At 69.8% G+C, this 20680-nt stretch carries 21 protein-coding genes; 12 read left to right on the plus strand and 9 right to left on the minus strand.

Annotated features, from left to right (window positions below):
• Positions 1-120: 120 nt before the first annotated feature.
• Positions 121-921: a dioxygenase family protein gene (locus ACSRUE_RS00710; protein ID WP_437762166.1), complete on the plus strand. Its 801-nt coding sequence runs from the start codon at positions 121-123 to the stop codon at positions 919-921.
• A gap of 21 nt (positions 922-942) precedes the next feature.
• Positions 943-1602, plus strand: coding sequence for a YceI family protein (locus ACSRUE_RS00715; RefSeq protein ID WP_441289340.1), 660 nt, complete (start codon positions 943-945; stop codon positions 1600-1602).
• Between the two features lie 175 nt (positions 1603-1777).
• On the opposite strand, the gene ACSRUE_RS00720 is transcribed toward ACSRUE_RS00715, so the two are convergent.
• Both ACSRUE_RS00720 and ACSRUE_RS00725 read right to left on the minus strand, forming a co-directional pair.
• Positions 1778-2056, minus strand: coding sequence for a hypothetical protein (locus ACSRUE_RS00720; RefSeq protein ID WP_441289341.1), 279 nt, complete (start codon positions 2054-2056; stop codon positions 1778-1780).
• Positions 2057-2168: 112 nt separating this feature from the next.
• The gene (locus ACSRUE_RS00725) at positions 2169-2903 is read right to left on the minus strand and encodes a hypothetical protein (protein ID WP_441289342.1); all 735 of its coding nucleotides are present in this window, start codon (positions 2901-2903) and stop codon (positions 2169-2171) included.
• A gap of 250 nt (positions 2904-3153) precedes the next feature.
• On the opposite strand from ACSRUE_RS00725, the gene ACSRUE_RS00730 reads away from it, so the two are divergent.
• From ACSRUE_RS00730 to ACSRUE_RS00750, 5 genes are all read left to right on the plus strand, one after another.
• The gene (locus ACSRUE_RS00730) at positions 3154-4416 is read left to right on the plus strand and encodes an alpha/beta hydrolase family protein (protein WP_441289343.1); all 1263 of its coding nucleotides are present in this window, start codon (positions 3154-3156) and stop codon (positions 4414-4416) included.
• Between the two features lie 185 nt (positions 4417-4601).
• Positions 4602-6026 (plus strand): M20 family metallopeptidase, encoded by a 1425-nt coding sequence (locus ACSRUE_RS00735; RefSeq protein WP_441289344.1) that lies wholly within the window; start codon positions 4602-4604, stop codon positions 6024-6026.
• A 142-nt stretch (positions 6027-6168) separates the two neighbouring features.
• Positions 6169-6813: a lamin tail domain-containing protein gene (locus ACSRUE_RS00740; RefSeq protein WP_441289345.1), complete on the plus strand. Its 645-nt coding sequence runs from the start codon at positions 6169-6171 to the stop codon at positions 6811-6813.
• A 151-nt stretch (positions 6814-6964) separates the two neighbouring features.
• Positions 6965-7975: a hypothetical protein gene (locus tag ACSRUE_RS00745; RefSeq protein WP_441289346.1), complete on the plus strand. Its 1011-nt coding sequence runs from the start codon at positions 6965-6967 to the stop codon at positions 7973-7975.
• Positions 7976-8103: 128 nt separating this feature from the next.
• Positions 8104-8871: a thaumatin family protein gene (locus tag ACSRUE_RS00750; RefSeq protein ID WP_441289347.1), complete on the plus strand. Its 768-nt coding sequence runs from the start codon at positions 8104-8106 to the stop codon at positions 8869-8871.
• 13 nt (positions 8872-8884) lie between these two features.
• On the opposite strand, the gene ACSRUE_RS00755 is transcribed toward ACSRUE_RS00750, so the two are convergent.
• The 3 genes from ACSRUE_RS00755 to ACSRUE_RS00765 form a co-directional block, all read right to left on the minus strand.
• Positions 8885-11770 (minus strand): poly(A) polymerase, encoded by a 2886-nt coding sequence (locus tag ACSRUE_RS00755; protein ID WP_441289348.1) that lies wholly within the window; start codon positions 11768-11770, stop codon positions 8885-8887.
• Between the two features lie 20 nt (positions 11771-11790).
• Complete coding sequence (locus ACSRUE_RS00760; RefSeq protein WP_441289349.1) at positions 11791-12180, minus strand: hypothetical protein; 390 nt, start codon at positions 12178-12180, stop codon at positions 11791-11793.
• 161 nt (positions 12181-12341) lie between these two features.
• Positions 12342-12815 carry a hypothetical protein gene (locus ACSRUE_RS00765; RefSeq protein WP_441289350.1) on the minus strand — a complete coding sequence of 158 codons (474 nt, stop codon included), beginning with the start codon at positions 12813-12815 and terminating at the stop codon, positions 12342-12344.
• Between the two features lie 452 nt (positions 12816-13267).
• Between ACSRUE_RS00765 and ACSRUE_RS00770 the strand changes: the two genes are divergently transcribed.
• Positions 13268-14437 (plus strand): IS1 family transposase, encoded by a 1170-nt coding sequence (locus tag ACSRUE_RS00770; protein ID WP_441289351.1) that lies wholly within the window; start codon positions 13268-13270, stop codon positions 14435-14437.
• A gap of 404 nt (positions 14438-14841) precedes the next feature.
• Positions 14842-15039: a hypothetical protein gene (locus tag ACSRUE_RS00775; protein ID WP_441289352.1), complete on the plus strand. Its 198-nt coding sequence runs from the start codon at positions 14842-14844 to the stop codon at positions 15037-15039.
• Positions 15040-15068: 29 nt separating this feature from the next.
• Here the strand turns inward: ACSRUE_RS00775 and ACSRUE_RS00780 are convergent, their stop codons facing one another.
• On the minus strand, positions 15069-15332 hold the full coding sequence (locus tag ACSRUE_RS00780; protein WP_441289353.1) for a hypothetical protein: 264 nt from the start codon (positions 15330-15332) through the stop codon (positions 15069-15071).
• Positions 15333-15835: 503 nt separating this feature from the next.
• Here ACSRUE_RS00780 and ACSRUE_RS00785 point away from each other — a divergent pair.
• Positions 15836-16561 carry a hypothetical protein gene (locus tag ACSRUE_RS00785; protein ID WP_441289354.1) on the plus strand — a complete coding sequence of 242 codons (726 nt, stop codon included), beginning with the start codon at positions 15836-15838 and terminating at the stop codon, positions 16559-16561.
• 14 nt (positions 16562-16575) lie between these two features.
• Complete coding sequence (locus ACSRUE_RS00790; protein WP_441289355.1) at positions 16576-17370, plus strand: hypothetical protein; 795 nt, start codon at positions 16576-16578, stop codon at positions 17368-17370.
• Between the two features lie 68 nt (positions 17371-17438).
• On the opposite strand, the gene ACSRUE_RS00795 is transcribed toward ACSRUE_RS00790, so the two are convergent.
• Genes ACSRUE_RS00795 through ACSRUE_RS00805 form a run of 3 tightly spaced genes read right to left on the minus strand, consistent with a single transcriptional unit; the run spans position 17439 to position 18567 of the window.
• Complete coding sequence (locus ACSRUE_RS00795) at positions 17439-17687, minus strand: hypothetical protein (protein WP_441289356.1); 249 nt, start codon at positions 17685-17687, stop codon at positions 17439-17441.
• On the minus strand, positions 17684-18232 hold the full coding sequence (locus ACSRUE_RS00800) for an RNA polymerase sigma factor (RefSeq protein ID WP_441289357.1): 549 nt from the start codon (positions 18230-18232) through the stop codon (positions 17684-17686). The genes ACSRUE_RS00795 and ACSRUE_RS00800 overlap by 4 nt, the downstream gene beginning before the upstream one ends.
• Positions 18229-18567 carry a helix-turn-helix domain-containing protein gene (locus ACSRUE_RS00805; protein ID WP_441289358.1) on the minus strand — a complete coding sequence of 113 codons (339 nt, stop codon included), beginning with the start codon at positions 18565-18567 and terminating at the stop codon, positions 18229-18231. The genes ACSRUE_RS00800 and ACSRUE_RS00805 overlap by 4 nt, the downstream gene beginning before the upstream one ends.
• 1335 nt (positions 18568-19902) lie before the next feature.
• On the opposite strand from ACSRUE_RS00805, the gene ACSRUE_RS00810 reads away from it, so the two are divergent.
• Positions 19903-20598, plus strand: coding sequence for a Uma2 family endonuclease (locus ACSRUE_RS00810; RefSeq protein WP_437943723.1), 696 nt, complete (start codon positions 19903-19905; stop codon positions 20596-20598).
• Positions 20599-20680 lie beyond the last annotated feature (82 nt).

A 20680-nucleotide genomic window follows, 5' to 3' on the forward strand; every position in this document is an offset into this window, starting at 1 on the left:
CTCCTCCTTGCCGCGGGCGGGGCCGCACCGATCGCCGGCGCCTGCGGGCGCTCGACGTCGACCGCGCCCGGCCCGGCTCCGGCGTCGAGCTCCACGTCCAGCGCGGCCGAGAGAGGTTCGATGTCAGACATCCAGCAAACAGCGCGCGAGGGGCGCATGCCAGCCCTGTTCCTCGCGCACGGCTCTCCCTTCCTGCTCGACGATCGCGCGTGGGTCGCCGAGCTCGCCGCCTGGGCGCAGGCGGTGCCGCGCCCCGCGGCGATTCTCATGATCTCGGCCCACTGGGTGGACGCGCCGGTCACGCTCGGTGCGACCGAGACCGTGCCCCTCGTCTACGACTTCTACAACTTCCCCGAGAGGTACTACCAGGTGACGTACCCCGCGCCCGGCGCCCCCGCGCTCGCGCGGCGCGTCCGGGAGCTGCTCGGCCCGCTGGGGCCGGTCGCCGAGGCGCCTCGCCGCGGGCTCGACCACGGCGCCTATGTGCCGCTCCTCTGCATGTACCCGGGCGCGGACGTCCCGGTGCTCCAGATCTCTTTGCCGACGCTCTCTCCAGCTCCGCTCCTCGAGATGGGGCGAGCGCTCGCGCCGCTCCGCGACGAGGGGGTGTTGATCGTCGGCAGCGGTTTCTTGACCCATAACCTCCGCGCGGCAGACTGGCGCGGAGATGCGGTCGCGCAGCCCTGGGCCACGGAGTTCGACGCATGGTGCGCCGAGGTCCTCTCGCAGCGCGACGTGGGCGCGCTCATCGAGTACCGCGCCCGCGCGCCGGGCGTGCGGATGGCGCTCCCGACCCACGAGCATTTCGTGCCGGTCGTCGCCGCCATGGGGGCGTCGATCGACGTGAGCGAGCCGGTGCAGTTCCCCATCACGGGGCTCACCTATGGCTCGTTCACGAAGCGTTCTGTGCAGTTTGGCTGACCGATAAGGAGATTGTCTCTCATGTTCACCGCTCGTTTCGCTCGCATCGCCCTCCCCGCCGCGCTCTTGCTCTCGCTCGCGGGGTGCGAAGATCCGACCAAGGACAAGCCCAAGGCGACCATCTCGACCGCCGCGCCCGCGCAGACCCAGGCCGCCGCCGCGCCCGCGGGCCCCGCCGAGGCGCTGCCCCTCGACGCGGCCGCCTCGACCATCGGCTTCGTCGGCTCGAAGGTCACGGGCAAACACGAGGGCAAATTCGAGAAGATCTCGGGCTCGATCACGCTCGCCGGCGGCAAGGCCGCGGGCGGCAAGGTCACCGTCGAGGCCGACGCGTCGTCGGTGAAGAGCGACGCCGAGAAGCTCGACGGCCACCTCAAGTCGCCGGACTTCTTCGACGTCGAGAAGTACCCGAAGGCGACGTTCACCTCGACCGAGATCAAGGCCGGCGGCGAGAACGGCGCGACGCACACCGTCACGGGCGAGCTCGAGCTGCACGGCGTGAAGAAGACGATCACCTTCCCGGCGACCATCACCGAGGGCGCCGACGCCGTGTCGGGCAGCGCGGAGTTCGTGATCAACCGCAAGGACTTCGGCATCGTCTATCCGGGCAAGCAGGACGATCTGATCCGCGACGACGTGCTGCTGAAGCTCTCGCTCAAGGCGCCCCGCAAGCAGGGCTGAGCGCCGGCCGGACAACCGGGCGCGCCGCCCGCGCGGGCGGCGCTGTCCCCCACTGGCGCGCCGCGAAGAGGCGCCGGGTTAGACGCGCCACTCCTGGAAATGTCCACAGCTGGGGCAGCCCGCTCGGGCGATGACGATGTCGAACAGTCCCACGACGCTTAGTTTGGCTAACTGATCACGGATGTCTCTGCACCAGCATCGCCGGGTGGGCGAAAGAGACCAGCCCCGGCGCGAACAGGTGCACGATTCCAAGGCGCTCCAGATCCCCATCGAGCCCGCCGTAGGCCCTCCGGACCACGAAGAGGGCGACCGCTCCGAGGAGGCCGGCCAGGATTCGCAGGAGAGACCCGGCGCCGAACACGGTGAGGGCGAGGCCGGACAGCAGGAGCACGCTGAGCCAGGGATCGCGCCCGCGGGGGAGCAGGATCGCGGGCATGGCGTGTGCGCTGTGCATCGCGTTCCCCGATGTGTCTACCGATCCTGGCGTTCAGCCGCGGACGCCGGATCGGGCATGGTGAGGGAGGGCGCCGTCGTCTGCGACGGCTCGTCGGGCGGCGTCACCCGTGTCACGCCGGCTCCTGTCCTCGCAGGCGAAACTCTTCGTCTATGCGGGCCTGGAGCAGTTTTTTGGCGTCGTCACGAAGCGGCTCACCGTGCGCGCTGATGAGATGGCGAAACGGCAGATCGGCCAGGCGGCGAAAATCTGAAATATCGGGGGCGCACGCCTCTCGCCAGGTCGCGGGGATGTTCGCCGCGCCGATCAACCCTTGAGCGACGAACAGCACGCCCGTTTCTTCGGAGAAGAAGCGATCGACGTGTGACCAGTTCTGGACGGCATCACACGTGATGAGGATTCCGCCCTCTCGCGGGAGCAAAACGGCGGCTTCAGGGAACCGCGCCGTCGTGAACTCGAATACGGAGCCTCCGTGAGCCGGGAACGGGCCCCCTGCTGCGAGCGCTCGGTCGGCAGGTCGGCCGTCGGCCGCCACCGCCTCGGGGAGCGCCCACAGGGTGGCGCCGTAGCGGTCACGATAGAAGGGATCGTCTCGACCGTGGAATGCACCGAGCCGCACGATGTGGCGGACCTGGCCGAGAGCGTCGAGCTGGCGCAGCCCCTCCTCGGTCAGGCGCACGGTGTTCACGAGCGTGAGCTCTCGGTTCTGCCGGAGCACGGTCATCGTGCGGCTCGTCTGGAGATCGATCCCGGCGTGGTGAGTCCTGTTCGTACCCACGACGTAAAAGACCTCTGGGAATGCGTCCTGAACCTCGCCATGCGGCCATGCGGGGCTGTACTCAAGCATTTGGAATGTCTCCACACGGTCGCGGCGTCGCGGCGCCTCAAAAGTATCCCCGCCTCGTCCAGCCGTCGCGGGTCTGCCGGATGCGCCACCCATTCGTCGCGGCCACGCTTCCTGAGCTGCCCGCATGGTGCCGATACTACAGGGGTCTGTGGCTACTGTCAGGCCGACCTTCGCGTCTGCCGAGCCCGATCGAGCGCCACGATCGTGCTCGCCGCGCCAGCCTCGGCCACGCCGTGAGAACGATGCGCGCATGCTCCACAGCGACGTCTCTCGACACGCCCTCTGCCTGCTCGCAACCCTCTCCGCCTCCACGCTCCTCGCCGGGTGCGTGGATCACGACGCGTTGCCCCCGCACGAAGGCGATCCGGTCTGCACCGGCTGGGGCGACGAAGCGCCTGCCGACGGCGTCCTCGAGCTGCCCCGCCCGACCGGCCCGCACCCGGTCGGCACGCAGATCCACGCCCTCACCGACAGCGCGCGTGGAGAAGAGGCGACGGAAGATCCCGACGACCGCCGGGAGCTCATGGTGCAGCTCTTCTACCCGGCCGATCCCTGCGGCACAGGGCAGCTCGCGCCGTACCTGTCGCCGGAGGAGGGCGACAGCCGCCGCATGACCGGCGGCCTCCCGATCGAGGACGGCTTCGAGGCGAGCATCCTCACGCACGCGCGCGTGGGCGTGCCGCTCGCCGAAGACGGCGCGCCGCACCCGGTGCTCCTCTTCTCGCACGGGTTCGGGATGCTCCGCGCCGACTACACGAGCCTCCTCGAGGACCTGGCGAGCCACGGCTTCGTCGTGGCCGCCATCAGCCACACCTACGACACCGAGCTCACGGTGTTCCCCGACGGCCGCGCCGTGCCCTTCGGCTCGGTCGTCCCGACGCCGGCGATGGACGCGTCGGAGGAGGAGATCGAGGCCTTTTCTCAGGCGATGAACGAGCACGTCGCGGTCTGGGTCGACGACGCGCGCTTCGTGCTCGACGAGCTCACGGCCGCCGCGCAGGACGACCCGGGCGGCCTGCTCACGGGCCGGCTCGACCTCGAGCGGGTCGGCGTGCTCGGCCACTCCTACGGCGGCGCGATGGCCGCCGAGGCGTGCGCCCGCGACGACCGCTTCGACGCCGGCCTCGACATCGACGGCAGCCTCTTCGGGCCGCAGAAGGGCGCCGGCGGCAGGAGCCTCGCGCAGCCCTTCTTCATCCTGCTCGCGGCGAACCACCCCGACGATGCGAGCATCGACGAGACCTACGGCGCGCTGAAGGGGCAAGCCTACCGGGCGCGGGTCGACGACACCGCCCACCTCACGTTCTCGGACCTGCCGCTCGTCGTCGAGCACTTCCTCGGCGAGGGCGTCGCCCCGGAGCAGCTCGGCACGCTCGCTCCGGCGCGCGCGGTCGAGATCACGAACGCGTACACGCGCGCCTTCGTCCAGGCGCACGTGCGCGGCGACGCGGCCCCGCTGCTCGACGGTCCCTCGCCGGAGTACCCGGAGGTGACCTTCGAGAAGCGGCCCTGACGCCCGGCGGGCCCGCTGAGCCCGCCCGTCCACGCGCCGCGCCCGCCCGCCGGCCCCGCGCTCCTCGCCACGGCGCTCCGGAACCTTGAAGATGTCACGCCTCCATGTCCGGGGTACACCCACGTCGTGGGCGCTGTAGAGTCGGTCCCCGGAGATCGCCGCCGTCCTCAACCCTGGAGAGGTTCATGCTGACGAAGCTCAACGAGCGTGAAGCCGTCGCGTCTTGCGAGCGCTGCTGGGAGCAGGAGATCGTCCCCGCGCTGCACGACTACATCCGCATCCCCAACAAGTCGCCCGCCTTCGACCCCGCCTGGCGCGAGAACGGCCACATGGACAGGGCGGCGTCGCTGATCGCGGCCTGGTGCGAGGCGCAGCCGATCCCCGGGCTCACGGTGGAGGTGGTGCGCATCGGCAACCGCACGCCGGTGATCCTGATGGAGGTGCCGGGCACGCGCGACGACACGGTGCTCCTCTACGGACACCTCGACAAGCAGCCCGAGATGACGGGGTGGCGCGAGGGGCTCGGCCCCTGGGAGCCGGTGCGGGAGGGCGACAAGCTCTACGGCCGCGGGGGCGCCGACGACGGCTACTCGGCCTTCGCGTCGCTCGCGGCGCTGCGCCTGCTGCACGAGCAGGGGATCCCGCACGCGCGCTGCGTGGTGCTCATCGAGGGCTGCGAGGAGAGCGGCAGCCCGGACCTGCCGGCCTACATCGACGCGCTCGCGGGGCGCATCGGCAAGCCGAGCCTCGTCGTGTGCCTCGACTCCGGCTGCGGCAACTACGACCAGCTCTGGACCACGACGTCGCTCCGCGGGCTGCTCCAGGGCACGCTCGACGTGAACATCCTGCGCGAGGGCGTCCACTCGGGCGTGGGCAGCGGCGTGGTGCCCTCGAGCTTCCGGATCCTGCGGCAGCTCCTGTCGCGCATCGAGGACGAGCGGACCGGGCGCGTCCTCGTGGACGCGCTGCACGTGCAGATCCCGGAGGAGCGCGCGGCGCAGGCGCGGGCCGCGGCCGACGTGCTGGGCGCGTCGGTCGTGTGCGAGCTGCCGTGGGTGAAGGGCGCGTGCCCGGTGACCGGCGACACGGCGGAGCTCCTCCTGAACCGCACCTGGCGCCCCGCGCTCTCCGTGACGGGCGTCGACGGCCTGCCGCCCATCGCGGGCGCGGGCAACGTGCTGCGCCCGTTCACGAGGGCGAAGCTCTCGATGCGCCTGCCGCCGCGCCTCGACCCGAGGAAGGCGGCGGCGGCGCTGAAGGAGGCCCTGGAGAAGGACCCGCCGTACGGGGCGGAGGTCCGGTTCCACGTGAGCGAGCCGTCGGCCGGTTGGGACGCGCCGGCGACGGCGCCCTGGCTCGATGCGGCGGTGCGCAAGGCGTCGAAGATGTTCTTCGACCGGCCGGCCATGGGGATCGGCGAGGGCGGGACGATCCCGTTCATGGCGATGCTGGGAGAGAAGTTCCCGGAGGCGCAATTCCTGATCACCGGCGTGCTCGGGCCGCAATCGAACGCGCACGGTCCGAACGAGTTCCTGCACCTCGGCATGGGGAAGAAGCTGACCTGCTGCGTGGCGAGCGTGATCGCGGACCACGGGGCGCGGGCGCGCTGAGGGATGCGGCCGCGCGCTTTGCAGACGCGCGCGCGTCCACGGCGGGGGCGGGCACGACCGGGAGCCCGCACGCGCCGCCCGTTGACACACGGTTGACACACCGCCGGGATCGCCGTGTGCTGGGGCCGAGGAGAACATCGTGATGGCACAACTTCGATATGCCGCGCTCTGCCTCGCTGCGCTCTGCGCGGGAGGCTGCGGTTCGAGCGACGAGCCCGGGGACACGGGCACGCCGAGCACGGGCGCGACCACCACGTCTCAGAGCTCGAGCTCGAGCGGCGCAGGCGGCGACCAAGGGGGGACGGGCGGCGGGACCGCGACGACGACCGTCGTGGTGAACGAGATCTCGGCCAAGGGCGGCGACTGGATCGAGCTCGGCAACCCGGGCCCGGGCTCGGCCGACCTCGGCGGGCTCGGCCTGTGCGACTCCGACGACAGCGGGGAGTGCAACACGGCCGACGCGCTCAGGTTCCCCGAAGGCACGCAGCTCGCCCCGGGCGCGTACCTGCTCATCCTCGGCGACCAGCTGCCCGAGGACGGCCCTGGGCCCCACACCGCGTGCCTGCCGGACGGCGGCCCGAGCAGCTGCTTCTATGCGACCTGGAAGGTGAGCGCCTCCAGGGGCGAGACCGTCTACCTCATCTCCGAGAGCGACCAGGTGCTCGCCGAGCTCAAGTACCCGATCGAGGCCGCAGCAGATGGGGAGACGTGGGGCAGGTTGCCCGACCTGACCGGCGAGGGCGCCGCCACGGCGCCGACCCCCGGGGCGGCGAACGCGGCGCCCTAGCTCGGCCCGCCGGGAATCCGGAGAGAGAGTCAACGCAAAGGCGCAGAGGCGCAAAGGCGCAAAAGAAAGAATGGATATCATGCATCTTGGCGTCTTTGCGCTCTTGGCGCCTTTGCGTTCAACTCTCTCTCTGCACCGAACCGCGATGCTCATGTCACCGACGTCTGCACTCGAGATCCTTCGCGCTCCGCAGCTGCCGCCGTGCCGCCTCCGGGCGCCCCATCCGGAGGGAGGGCCTGCGCCTGGCGTCCTGGCACGCCGCTCTGCGGCGCCGGCGCCGGCGCTCGCGCTCTCGCTGCTCCTGTCGGCTTGCGGGGCCTCGGATCCGCCGGCGGTGCGGGAGACGGGCTGCCCTCGTTGCACCGGGGCCGCGCGAATCGGCGCGCTCCCGCCGGGCGACATCGACGAGTGCTCCGGTGTCGTCGCCAGCGGGCTGCACCCGGAGGTGCTCTATGTTCACAACGACCACGGCGATGACCCCCGCTTCTTCGCGATCGGGCTCGGCGGCGCGCTGCGGGCCGAGGTGACCGTGGCCGGCGCGGCCGCGGTCGACTGGGAGGACATCGCGCGCGGGCCCTGCCGTTCGGGCGGGGGCAGCTGCCTCTTCCTCGCGGACATCGGCGACAACGACGGCGAGCGCGACAGCACCACGATCTACAGCGTGCCGGAGCCGGACACGCTGGGAGGAGGGCCGCTCGCCTCGACCGCCGAGGTGTTCGTGCTCTCGTACCCCGACGGAGCCCACGACGCGGAGACGCTGCTCATCCACCCCGCAACAGGAGCGATCACCCTCGTGACGAAGGTCAACAAGGGCACCTCGAGCGTCTACGAGCTGGCAGCGCTTCCCGCCGCGGGCGCGCCGGCGACGCTCGTCCGGACGGGATCCATCGAGCCGCCCGCCGGCAGCGCGCGCTTCACCAGCGGCGACGTCCACCCGGACGGCACGGGCGTGCTGCTGCGCACCTCATCCCACGTGCTCTACTACCCGATGACACCGGATCAGACAGTGGCGCAGGCGCTGGCCGAACCGCCCTGCGTGCTGCCGTCGCCCGACGAGGAGCAGGCCGAGGCGATCGCGTGGGTGCCCGGCGGATGGGACTACGTGACGGTCGGTGAAGGGAAAGAGGAGCCGATCCACCGCGTGTCCTGCCAGGCGCCCTGAAGGACGCCCGAGGTGCCGAGTCCGCGCGGGTCGTTGCGCGCGGCCCGATGACGACACGCCTTCTCGGTGGACGAGGCTTTCTGTATCCTCATCCTCCTCCCGCCACCGAGGCCGCAAGGAGGACCATCATGTCGCGATACTGGAAGACCGCGGCCGCGCTGCTCATCATGGCGCTGCTCGATGCCGGCTGCGGGTCCTCCGAGCAGGACACGTCCTCCGGCGCGACGGGCGGCGGATCCACCTCGGTCAGCGCCGCGTCCAGCGCGACCGGCGGAGCCTCGTCGAGCGACGCCAGCAGCGCATCGACAGGCCAGCCGCCCGTCAATCCGGGCGAGGTCGACTGCCGCACGCCCGGTGACGGGAAGTCCACCCTGGCCTTCGTCAACAAGTGCGATCAGCCGCTCCAGTTCCTGGGGAGCCTCATCGACGGCGGGGAGCTCGGCCCGGGACAGTTCGCGTGCCGCGACGTGGGCACCAGCGAGGAGCCGCTGTCGTCCCTGCGCTACTGGGCATACGCCGGGTCGGACCCCGGCGGCGGCCGACACACGCTGGCCGAGATGACCCTCAACACCGATTTCAACGACTTCGATTGGTACAACATCAGCCACGTGGACGCGCACAACCTCCCGCTGGCGATCGTGCCCGTCGGACTGCCGGACTGCCGGACGCTGTCGTGCCCGACGAGCCTGCTCGCGCAGTGCCCGGAGGAGGGCCGCTACAAGGACGAGAGCGGCGCGACGATCTCCTGCGTGAGCCCTGACCGGGACGATCCCGCGAACCCCGTGGCCGCGTACTTCGAAGAGGCATGCAAGGACGCGTATTCGTGGTCCGGCGATGATCAGGAGTCGATGGCCGCCTGCGCCGGGGAAGACTACGACATCGTGTTTTGCCCCTGACGTGCGGAAGCGCTCACGCGCCCTGTTCAGCGCGCAGCGTCGGCACCCCGCCGCCCTCGACCCACGCGACGTGCACCCCGTGCAGGCCCGCAGCCCAGGGAGCCGCGAGCTTCTCGAGGGCCGCGGCCGCAGGCGGGCGCTTGCCCAGCCCGATGGCGTGGCGGGCGAGGCGCGGGCCCCTGTCGAATGCATGAGGCCAGGCCCGCAGATCTCCGACCCCGGCGCGCTCGAAGGACGAGAGCAGCGCGCGGATCCGGCCGCGCACCCAGCCCAGGCCGGAAGCCACGCCCTCGGGTTCGGGCGCCTCGACGGTGATCACGGCCCAGGCGGCGTGGCGCCGGTGCAGCGGCGGGGGCGCGAGCAGATCGGGCAGCGGATCGCGGCCGGCGGCCAGGGCCGACTCCACGGCTTCCCAGGCGGAGTACAGCTCGTCGGACAGCGTCGCAAGGGCGGCGGCGCCGACGGTATCGCTGCACGAGCGCACGGGCGCCGTCGGCGTCGCGATGCGCACGGGATCCCCGGGCGTGCCGACCGCCGGAGCCGAAGGATCCAGCGCGATGGGCCGGCGAAAATCCCAGGCTGCCCAGGCGCCGAAGAAGCGGGACAGCAGGGGCCCGGGCTCCAGGTCCGGGGCCTCGCAGACGACCCGCGCGGCCAGGACGAGCCATGCGATGCCCGGCAGACCACCGAACGGCGCGGCGTCGATGCCCTTTGCGCGAGCCCATGCCTTGACGGCGCGGGCCAGCGCCAGGAATGCCTCGCGGCGCCGAGGAGCAGCGGAGGGAGCGGACGCCGCATCGACAGCCTCGAGCAGCGCGTCGGCGTCGGTGACGGCGCTCAGGGCCACCGCGGCGGCCTCGCCCAGCTCGAGGCGCCGCGCGACGGCGTGCTCGGGTCGCACCGCGCCCGCGTCGACGAGCGTCAGGTCCGCGTCCAGGCCAACCGCGCAGAGCTCGAGGCACGGCACGCGGATCGCCTCCACACGCCGCACGGTCGACGCCTCGGGCAGGGCCGAGCGCACCTGGACCTCGACGGCGTCGAGATCGATGGGCCCCGGCAGGGCGGCGACGAGGTCGAGGTCCGCGCCGGGCAGCGCGCAGCCGAGCCGCCGCGAGCCCGTGACGTGGAGCGCGCCCCCGGGCAGGGCCGCCTTCAGCCGGGCCACGAGCGCTGACGCGCGGTCGGGCTTCGGAGCGCGGCTGGACGCGGCCGGCGCGGGCTCGGCCGCCCAGCGCACCGAGCCGCTGCCCAGCGCGACCGAGGCCCGCACCTGCATCGGCTCGGCGCCGCGCCGCGACAGCAGGACCAGCTCGCCGACCGCGGCCTCGCGGCGGCCGAGCTGCGCGGCCCAGCCGGGCTGCACGCGCGCCGGGTCGTCCACGCGGCCCAGGGTCAGGTGGGGCGTATAGCCCTCGGCGCGCCCCACGCACCGCGGAAAGCGGCGCGCCAGCGCCTGATGCAGCCGCGCCCACGGATCTTTGCCGCCCGCGGCGGGGTCGAGCCAGACGGTGGCGTCCGCGCCGTGCCGGAACGAGCGCGTACCCTCCAGCACCGCGGGGAACGGGCCGACCTCGCGCGCGGCGGCCGACAGGAGCGGGAGCGCCGCCTCGAAGCTCGACTCGGGCACGAAGCCGAACAGGAGGTTCACGTGCGGCGGCCAGCGGTCGATCTGCGGGTCGTGGAGCGCGCGGATGGCCTGGATCTCGGGCCAGAGCGGCTCGGGCGGTACCCACGCGAGGGCCGTGCGCGCGGTCGTCGCCACGTCGAGGACCTCGCCCGGCGCCTCGCCGACGGAGAGCTCGACACGGACGCCGTAATGGTCGGACAGGAACAGGCCATCCGGCGGAAGCGGCGTCGTCCCTTCCAGATCGGCGGTGATCGGGCGCAGCGCCGCCCCGCGAAACATCACACGATCCAGCCGGCAGGCGCGGCCGGACAGCGACGAGACGGCGGCCAGCGGGTTGACGGTGGGATCGAACGTGGGCGCCTCGTCCCCGGCGCCGCGGGCCTCCAGCCAGGCGTCCACGAGGCCGAGCTTCGACGCGGGACCCGGCCCGCCGTCATTGAGGTCGCCCAGCAGCACCACGTCGCCCTCGACGGCGGAGAGGCCCACGGCGAGGTCTTCCAGCTCGGCCGCGCGTTTCCGTGCCCCCTCCTCCGCGTGATCGCTCGTGAGGTGCGTGGTCACCACGACGAGCGGCTCTCCCGCGAGCGCCAGCGTCATCGCGACGGCGGCCTTGTACTTCCCCAGGGCGTGCCACCCCACCTCGATCACCGGCAGCCGGCTCAGGAGCAGCAGGTGGCAGGTGTCGACGTCGCGCCCGCGCGGCCCGTCGCTGACGGTGTAGTCGGCGCGGACCCAGCCGGCGCCGAGCAGGAGATCGAGCAGCGGCAACTCGACCTCCTGCAGCGCGATCACGTCGGCGTCGGCGCGGCCGAGCGCCTCGACGAGCAGCGGCCGGCGCCGCGCGGTGTGGATGCGCTCGGCGTCGTAGCGGTCCCAGAGCGTGTTCCACGAGAGGACGCGCAGCCGCGCGCTCGCGCCCGGCGTGAACCGGGGCGCCGCGGCCTCGGCCGTCGCCCAGCGGCCCTCCGTCGCCTCCCAGCGCATGGCCGCGCGCGCCGTGAAGAACGGCGGCCGCAGCCGCTGCGGCGCGCGCACCCGGCCGGCCTGCGTCGTGTCGAGGGAGTCGAGGCCCGTCTGACGATCCCAGACCCTCTCGCCCTCGGCCTCGATGTACACGACCCGATGCCAGGGCAGGTCGCCCCCCGGCACGAAGGCCGGCAGCGGGACGCGCTTGGGCTCCGCCGCGTGCACGTCGATGCCCATCACGAAGCGTGCGGGATCGAGGCGCGCATCCCAGCGGATGCGGTGGTAGATCTCCTCGCTCGTACGCATCGCGATCTTTTAGGTCTCCTTCACGCGAATTGTCCAGTGTGGCGGCCAACTGAAGCCTCCGGCCAGAGATTCATCTCTCCGGGGAGGCTGTCGACAGCCTCCGGCCAGAGATTCATCTCTCCGGGGAGGCTGTCGACAGCCTCCGGCCAGAGATTCATCTCTCCGGGGAGGCTGTCGACAGCCTCCGGCCAGAGATTCATCTCTCCGGGGAGGCTGTCGACAGCCTCCGGCCAGAGATTCATCTCTCCGGGGAGGCTGTCGACAGCCTCCGGCCAGAGATTCATCTCTCCGGGGAGGCTGTCGACAGCCTCCGGCCAGAGATTCATCTCTCCGGGGAGGCTGTCGACAGCCTCCGGCCAGAGATTCATCTCTCCGGGGAGGCTGTCGACAGCCTCCGGCCAGAGATTCATCGGTGGTGCCCTAATTAGGGCAGACGCCAAGTTTCACCTTGGCAGCGCGGCGACCCCGGTACCGCTGGCAGCGCACCCGATGTCGGCATGCGTGCGGCATGTCATACCAGTCCACCGACTTGGTCCTGGCGGTCCGCCACGAGGCGTCAATTGTGGGACAGTCATAGACCTTTCAAGTCTTGATGCAGTACAGCATTGGCCTCACGAGCTAATACCTCGAACTCCTCCGCTACGCCCAGCACGTCATCGATGGTCCAGGTTTGGCGTGTCCCGTGTGAAAGCCCGCCTAGAAGCTGGTTTCCGTCCTGGTCCGTAAATGGATGCGCGTGTAGCAGCAGATTTCGTCGCCGTGTTGCCTGATCGAATCGCCTTGAAATCGCCACGAGCTTCGCTCGCGTCGGAGCATCGATCTTTTTAGATGCCGTGGCCTCATGCGCGAGATCCCTACGGATTGTGCCGGCGGTCTTCGGAGGATTTGCGGATTCGATTTCGCCGAAGTAGCCACTTTTCAATTTGGCCACCAGCCAAATAACACTCCACTCTAGGTAGGTAAAATTATAGAAGGCTTGGCCGACAGCCTGTATGTACGCTGGGTCTGATCCGATGCGAGGCGTGTAGGTTTTGGTCGCAGCCATGGGTTGATCCTACCACGGGCCATGCGCTTCTATCGGGGCGTTCGCGTTTGCCTGAAACGCGAACGCCCCGAGCGCCGCGATCGCATCGTAGGCATAGCGGGGAGCTAGCATCGCGTCCCGTCGCGCAGTCAACCATCTACCCATGTGGCCGCCAGCCAGATGCCTTGCCAAGGCGCCCGGCGTCCCGTCGGACGAGCCGTGTCACACGGCGCACCCGTGCCCCTTGGCGGTGTAGGAAAGCCCGTATTTGACGCTGGATCCGCGACGGAGGCTATGACAGCCACTGTCCCACCGCGCTGGAGCCCTAGAAAACAAGGGCTATACTCACTTGCACAGGCAAAGCGCCCCGCCTCGGCTGGAACCCGAGACGGGGCTGCGGAACGCCGGATGGTGGCCCACCCGTCGCACGTCGCACTGCGATCATGGGCACGCGTCCGGAGAGGTGCAAGTCCATGGCGAACGTGCTCCCGGCGGAGCGGCGGCTAGAGGTGCTCGCTGCGCTCGTGAACGGCACCAGCATCCGCGCCGCGTCGCGCATGACCGGCGTCCATCAGGACACCATCGGCCGCTTCGGGCAGGCCATCGGCGAGGGCTGCGCGCGGCTCCATGATCGCATGGTGCGCGATCTGACCTCCCCGCTCGTGGACCTCGACGAGATGCACTCCTGGGTCTCCCGTCGTCAGGTCCACGTCGACCCGGCGAAGCACGACGCGGCGACCAGCGGGGAGACCTGGACCTGGGCGGCGATCTGCCGGACCAGCAAGCTCATCATCGCGTGGCACGTCGGGAAGCGCGACCAGGAGAGCGCCGATGCCCTCGTCGAAGACGTGCGCGCGCGGCTCGCGGTCATGCCGCAGATCACCACCGACGGGCTCGGGCTCTACGCGCAGCCGATCGCCGCGAACTTCGGGCGCGCTGTGCCGTACATGCAGACGGTCAAGAACTTCAGCTCGCGCCCTGGGAAGCCCGGCACCTCGGAGAAGTTCGCGGTCGAACGCGGCGTCGACTTCATCCAGAAGCGCGCCATCTTCGGGACGCCGGACCCGGCGAAGGCGACCAATTTTGCCATAGAACGCAGCAACCTAACGGCGCGGCAGTGGAACGCTCGGCTCCGGCGCCGCACGCTCGCCTTCAGCAAGAAGCTCTCGCGGCACCGCGCGGCCATCGCGCTCCACTACACGTACACGAACCTCTGCCACATCCCGCGAAACATGCGGATCACCCCCGCGATGGCAGCGGGCATCACGGACACCGTGTGGACGCTGGAGGAGCTCATGGTCGCCGCGCTGGAGGAGCCGGCCGGGGAGAAGCCGGAGCCGCAGCCGCTCGCCATCCCGAAGCCGGAGGGGCCGGCGCGGGAGCTTCCGGGCGGGCGTGGCTGGCTGCGCGTGCTCCCGGGCGGGTCCGCGCCGACGGCGCCCTCTGCTCCGCAGCCGCCTCCCGTGGCGGCTGCGCCCGCGATTCCTCAGCCGGAGCCAGCGGCCACAGGACAGGCCGCTGCCCCGGCACAGCCCCCCGCGCCGGACCGGGAGCCGGTCGGTCAGCTCGACCTGCTGTCCTGGCGTCCGAGGCCGAGGGAGCCGGTACAGCTCTCGCTGTTCGGGGATCCACCCGAGCAGTAGCCAGCTGCCTGGTCGATCTACTCGTGACGCTCGACGTCCGTGCTGTATTCTGCGTGGGCGGACAGCCGGACAATGTTGACGAGTAGACCGCGCCCTGTACTGGCGCCATAGTTCGGCATGAGTACTGTCATCGGGCTCCTCGGCATCCTGTTTTTCGTGGGCCTTCCCATCATGAGCCTCGTCACCTCCAAGGGCGGCAGAAGCGGCGGAGGCCGCACACCCAGGGGGCTGACCAACCGATTCACCGTATAGCTGGCTTGTCGCGTCAGCTGTACAGAGTGGGGTCATTGCAAGCCTGGTGAGGCAGTTGCCCCACCACCACAGCAAGCGCCTCCCGCATCACAAGGCGGCCGCCGCGCTGCACATGATGTTCAACAACTTCTGCCGCCCGCAAGGCGCTGCGCGTGACGCCCGCCATGGAGGCCTGGCTGACCGACCACGTGTGGAGCGTGGAGGAACTCGTCGCCGCGGCGCTCGCCGAGGCACCAGCTGCGCCCGTGGCGTCCGCAGCGGCTCCCGCCGAGCCGAAGCCCCCGCCGTCAGAGCCGCCGCCCCGGCCCCGGCGGATGCTGCAGCCGAGCCTGTTTGGAGAGCCCGAGTGATGCCACGAATCCTGGTGGTAGTAAGTGAATTACGGCGTCGAACCTGCCTGTTCGTCGTTCGCGAACAGGTTGCGAATCTCCCGAAGTTGATCGTCACGGGGTCGCTTGTCTGCCTGAAATGCCGCGTCCAAGGCATTTCGCTTATTCCCGGCCAATTCCTGGAGGATGCGGAGGATGTCGGCGATTCTAGGGCCGGCGCGGAGGTCCTCCAGATGCGGAGAGGTGATCGTGAGCCCGTAGTTGCCGTTGATGAGGATCGGCGCAGCGCCTTCCTCATCCAATTCCCATGCCATACAAACTCCTCGAGGCGGGTCATGGCCAAGCGCCGTTCGTCGACGCGGTCTGAAACGCTGGCGCGGGTCTAGCGCTGGATCGTTTAACCGCCAAACTGCAAAAACTGCGGCATATCGGATTTTGTGCTTGACACCGTGCTGCATGAGTGCATCCAGGCGGAATTCGACCAGGACGGCCAGAGTCGGCGTGCACAGCAGCTCGTCGGCCAGAGGTGGCGCCGGACGGTTCCGCTAGGCTCCGTCCCGTCGGCGCGCTCCGTCCCGCGCCGCCGCCCGCGGCTCCCACGGCGAGCACGCCGGAGCACGAGTTCCCGCCCCCGTCAGAGCCTCCGCCAGCGCCGCAGCCGAGGCGGATGGTCCAGCTCAGCCTGTTCGGGGACTCCTAGACGATCAGCGCGCAGCGGCAGGGCCACCGCGATCATGGACGGCAGAGGTCGCCCGGCGCTGTCTTGCCCACGCGACACTACATGGCGTAGCATGCTAGCCGCGGAAGGATCGTCTCCATGGCTGGCCCCAGATACAGCATCATAAATTGGGGGGAGTCCGCAGTTGGGTACTGCGATCCCCACTACTGCACCATGTCGGGCATAGGCAAGCTCAACACGCCTATGGCGCCGTATGCAGTGGCAAACGAATATATCTGTGGACGCCTCGCCATGATGCTTGGCCTGCCGATGCCGCCAGGTCTCGTCGCAACGACGAATGACGGGGAGATCGCGTACGTGTCTCTCCAATTTGGAGAGCACGACGAGATGCTGCCGCCGGTCATACCGAGCGAGTTGGTGCATGATCATCCGCGCGTCGCGTCTGGCATTGTCGCGTTCGACTGCTGGGTCGCAAACGAGGATCGGCACGAACAAAACATCTGGTACTCACGAGATTGCCCGCCGCCCATGGCGTTCGATCACAGCCACGCGTTACTAGGCAATATCAAAGGCGGTGCGGTTCAGCGTCTGCTGGATCTGTACGACGAGCCATGCGTAGCCGGATGTCTCACGGAGCACATCAGCTCGTCAGACCACTTTTCGGAGTGGGCGGAACTGATCAGATGGATTCCAGAAAGTCTGGTTGTGCAGCTCTGCGAAGACATGGCCGACATGGGTGCCGTTTCTGAAGAAGAAGCGAGCGCGGCTGGTCAATTTCTGCTATACAGACAATCGCAGATTCTCAAGCTGCTGAAGAGTGACACGGCCAGTTTTCCGCAGGTTAGCTCATGGGTGATGCTATGACTACGAAGTGTTTCGTGGCCAAGTACATGCCGGATCTAAGGCGTAGAGAAAGCCTAAACATCGGCGTTGTGCTCACCAGCGGCGGGATCACAGTCTCTAAATTCCAGGGACAGCGCCCGGATGGAACGATTGATGGCCGCTCGGTCAGGTGGGCGCACTCGGTCAATGTGTACAAGTCGTGGGTCCACTACTGGAAGCACTTGATAAGCTCCCCGAAAGGCCCTGAGCTCGAGAAGCTGACCCGGCGCAGCAGCGGTCAAAACTACATCATGGAGCCTTGCGGAGATTTGCTCAGCGGGTCCGTGATGGACCCGTACGACATGGTTGAATACCTATACAGCACGCTGGTGGAACCAGAAGCCCCAGCGCCTGCGTCGCTGAGCGTCGAGCAGTTGTCCGTGTCGCTGTTCAACAATCTCGGGATTGGTGACAGAGTGCGGCGCAGGTACAGTTTTGCTGTTTCTGACGAAACAAGCTCAGAAGATGAGATATCGTTCGACTATAGGTTCGACAGCGACGCTGTGAACCTGATGCAACGCGTGTCGCTCGCGTTCTCGGACTCGAGAAGCTGGGAAACGCTCCACGCCGCCGCGTGGATTCTGAGGAAAGCGGCCCGGCATGGCGAGAGCTTTCACGGCCGGCAGCGGCTCATCGCCCTGATCAAAGGCAGGGAGCCGGACGAAGTGCTAGAAAAGCAGCTGCGCATCCTCGGCGAGCACACGGACGCTGTTGTTGATGTGACTCAGCAGCGGGAGGCTCAGATTAGGCTGGCCGAGATGTTACACGTGAGCCCGAGAGTGGGGACGTAACGGCAGACGGCGAACAAGTTTCCCCCCGCGTCGCTGCGCTCTCGCGCAGCGCCTCGCCGGGCGCGCGCCTACCTGTCGTGCCGGACGAAGAACTGGTCGATGGCGTCGAGCGTCTGGATGGCGCCGAGTGCCTGCTGGGCCGCGGCGCGCTCGGCCTTGGTTCTCGCCCCGATGAGGGCGTCGAGCACGTCGGCCCAGAGCTTGTCGCGGTTCCAGGGACGCACGCCGCGGAGCTCGGCCAGCGCGGGGATCTTGCTGGTGATGAGGGAGAGGTCCTCGTCGGTCAGGACGCGCTTCTTGAAGTCGGGGCTGCTCATCGGCGCCTCCGGAGCTTCCGAGCGAGGCGGGCCCGCGCGAGCCGGAGGCGACTGCCTGCTGTGCCGAGCGGGATGCGGAGGATGTCGGCGATCTCGGTGCCGCCGTGCCCCAGCGCGGCGAGCACCAGCACCTCGCGAGCCCAGAGCGGCATCCCGGCGATCGCCATCAGCGCCGTGCCGGCATCGATGCGATCGCCGACGTGCCCAGGGTCGACGCGCTCCTCCCCCGTGGCGGTCCACGGGTCGGCAACCGACACCTCCCGGCGTCGGAAGGCACGCTCGTGGTAGTGGGTGCAGTGGAAGCGGCACACGCCGAAGAGCCAGCGCTTCAGAGCGTCCAGAGGCTCGCGCGTGCGGTCGGGCCTGTAGCGCCCGGCTTGGGAGCTCATCCAGGCCCCGAGCACGACGTCCTGCACCACGTCGTCGAGATCGACGGCGCGCACACCGAGTCCACGCAGGGCGCTGCGGATGTGCGGCTCCTGCGCGGCGATCTCGGTGATGGTCAGGACGCGCGCGGGGCCAGCATGCGGGCCCCACGGGCTCATGGGGCACCCCGGCCGCAGGTTGGGCAGCGATCGGCCGCTACGGGCCGGCCCAACAGGCGCTCGATCGTGGTCCCAGCCGCACGCGCGGCGCGCATGGCGGTACCGGGCGACCCGCCGTACTGGCCCGACGCGATCGCGCGGATCGAACGGGTCGGCATGCCCATGACCTCGGCAAGGCACGCCCACGTGCCATACAGGCCGCGCAGGTTGCGCAGCGCGGCGCGGAGCCGCATGCGCTCGACGTCGGAGAGGGATCGGGTGACGCAGGGGCGGCGCCGCTTGGGCGCACGTCCGCGTTCTTGCTCACCGTCGGGTGAGCGGACTACGGTCAGCATGTCGGACCTCGTGTGTCGGGGTTCGGCCACGCTGCCCGGGGTGTTACCAGCACCCGCGGGCAGCACTACTTCCGGCCGAACTTAGCCGCTCATCCGAGGTCCGCGGTCAAACTAGGGCACTTCGGGGCAAACTAGGGCACCACCGATTCATCTCTCCGGGGAGGCTGTCGACTGCCTCCGGCCAGAGATTCATCTCTCCGGGGAGGCTGTCGACTGCCTCCGGCCAGAGATTCATCGGTGGTGGCCGGATCCGGCCACTGGGCTGGGCTGGTTGAATTTGGGTTCTACCCCTCCGGCGTGTCCGACGGGCCGGGCTTCGAGGCGAACAGATCGAGCTGGACCGGGTCACGGGAAGGGTCGTCCGCCCCCCCGGACGACTTCGTGCTCCTCCTCCAGTGCGTAAGAAAACGAAGCCGGCTCGCCGCGCGAGGAAGTGTGGCGCGGCGAACCGCCGTGGCCGGACGGCGCGCGGCGCGAAGCCTCGTTCATGGGTCGCGGTGAGGAAGCGGGCAATGCTGCCTCAGGATCTACCCGTCCCTCCGTGAGAGCGCTCGGCTTCGGGTACTGAAGACACCCGAGCAGCTCCGGGTCGAACCTCGTGATAGGTGGCACGGGCTCGGTATCAACGGATTGCTCGGCCGTCATGGTTCCATAGACAGGTCATCGGGGGCTGCCGCTCCGGCGGAGCGCCACCGGCGGCGCCGCGGGGCGCCTGCGGGTCACGGCACCGCGTGGCCGTCGCCCCTGAGCTGGAACAGGAAGTACGGCGGGATGCAGGCGCCCTCGCCCGAGCTCGTCCTGGCGCAACGTAGTCCTCGCGGCAGGGCGCCTCGCTCGAGCAGCAGCGCAGGCCCGCGGGCGTGACGTGGCGGCTCAGGCACTCGGTGAACACCGTCCCGCGGGCGATGCAGCGGTTGAACGGGTCGAGCACGGCGATGGCGCCGCAGACGCCCTCCTCCGGGAGCCCGACGCAGCTGCCGGTGCACATGCCGCCGGGGAACCCGACGGGGCTCGTGTTGCACACCGCCGCGAGCGGGCACGCCCCGGGCTGCGCCGCCGCGGCGCGATCGCGGTGCGGGTCGGCGCGGCGGACGGCTGCCCCCCTGACATCCTGGCGCGCCGCGGAGGGCCCCTCGGATGGCCACCACGAACACCCGGCGATGCCGGCGCTGGCCACCAGGGCGGCGAGGGCGAGGGCGCGACGGAGGAGGCGGGGCGCACGCTGCCAGGCTACACCGGCGCGCGCCGCTACGATCTCGAGGCGATCTCGACGAAGCGAGCAAACCGAGCCGCGTCGCGGTCGACGTACACACACGACGTGTGAATACTGTCCCCATGCAGCACGCCGCGCTCGCACGCCGGCTCCGCCACGTTCGCGCGCCTTCCCCGCTCCACTTCCCGGAAGAGGCCCTCGAGCCGGAGACCAGGCGCCACCTCGAGCTCAGGACCCTGCTCTATGTCGTGCTCAAGACCTTCGCGGCTCGCGCGTCGATCGGATCCGACCAGTTCGTCTACTGGTCCGCGTCGGATCCGAGCCGGTGTCTGGCGCCGGACGCCTTTGTCCGGCTCGACACCCCTGACACGCCGTTCGGCTCCTGGAAGACGTGGGAGCGTGGTGCCCCTGAGCTCGCCGTCGAGATCGTGAGCGAGCACGACTCGGATCCGCAGACGTGGGCCGACAAGCTCCGCAAGTACCACGAGCTCGGCGTGCTGGAGCTCGTCGCGTTCGATCCTGACGCCGCGCCAGGAGAGCGGCTGCGGGTCTGGGATCGCATCGACGACGATCTGATCGAGCGCGTCGTCGAAGGGGAACGCAGCCCGTGCACCGTGCTCAATCTGCACTGGGTCATCGTCCCTGCCGCAGGCCAGCCGGCGGCGCTTCGTCTCGCCCGCACCCCCGACGGGGCGGAGCTCGTCCCGACCCCTGAGGAGGCGGAGCGACGCCGCGCCGAGGCCGAGCAGGCCGCCCGCGCGACAGCGGAGCGGCGCATCGCTGAGCTCGAGGCCGAGCTGCGCCGACGAGGCGGCTGACCCCGTCGGCATCCGCCGGGTCAACTTCACCACCATCTCCGACGAGGCCAAGAAGCACTGCTGACACCCGGCAGGGGTGAGG

This window comes from Sorangium sp. KYC3313, from assembly GCF_052075895.1.
Classification (GTDB): domain Bacteria; phylum Myxococcota_A; class Polyangia; order Polyangiales; family Polyangiaceae; genus Sorangium; species Sorangium cellulosum_B.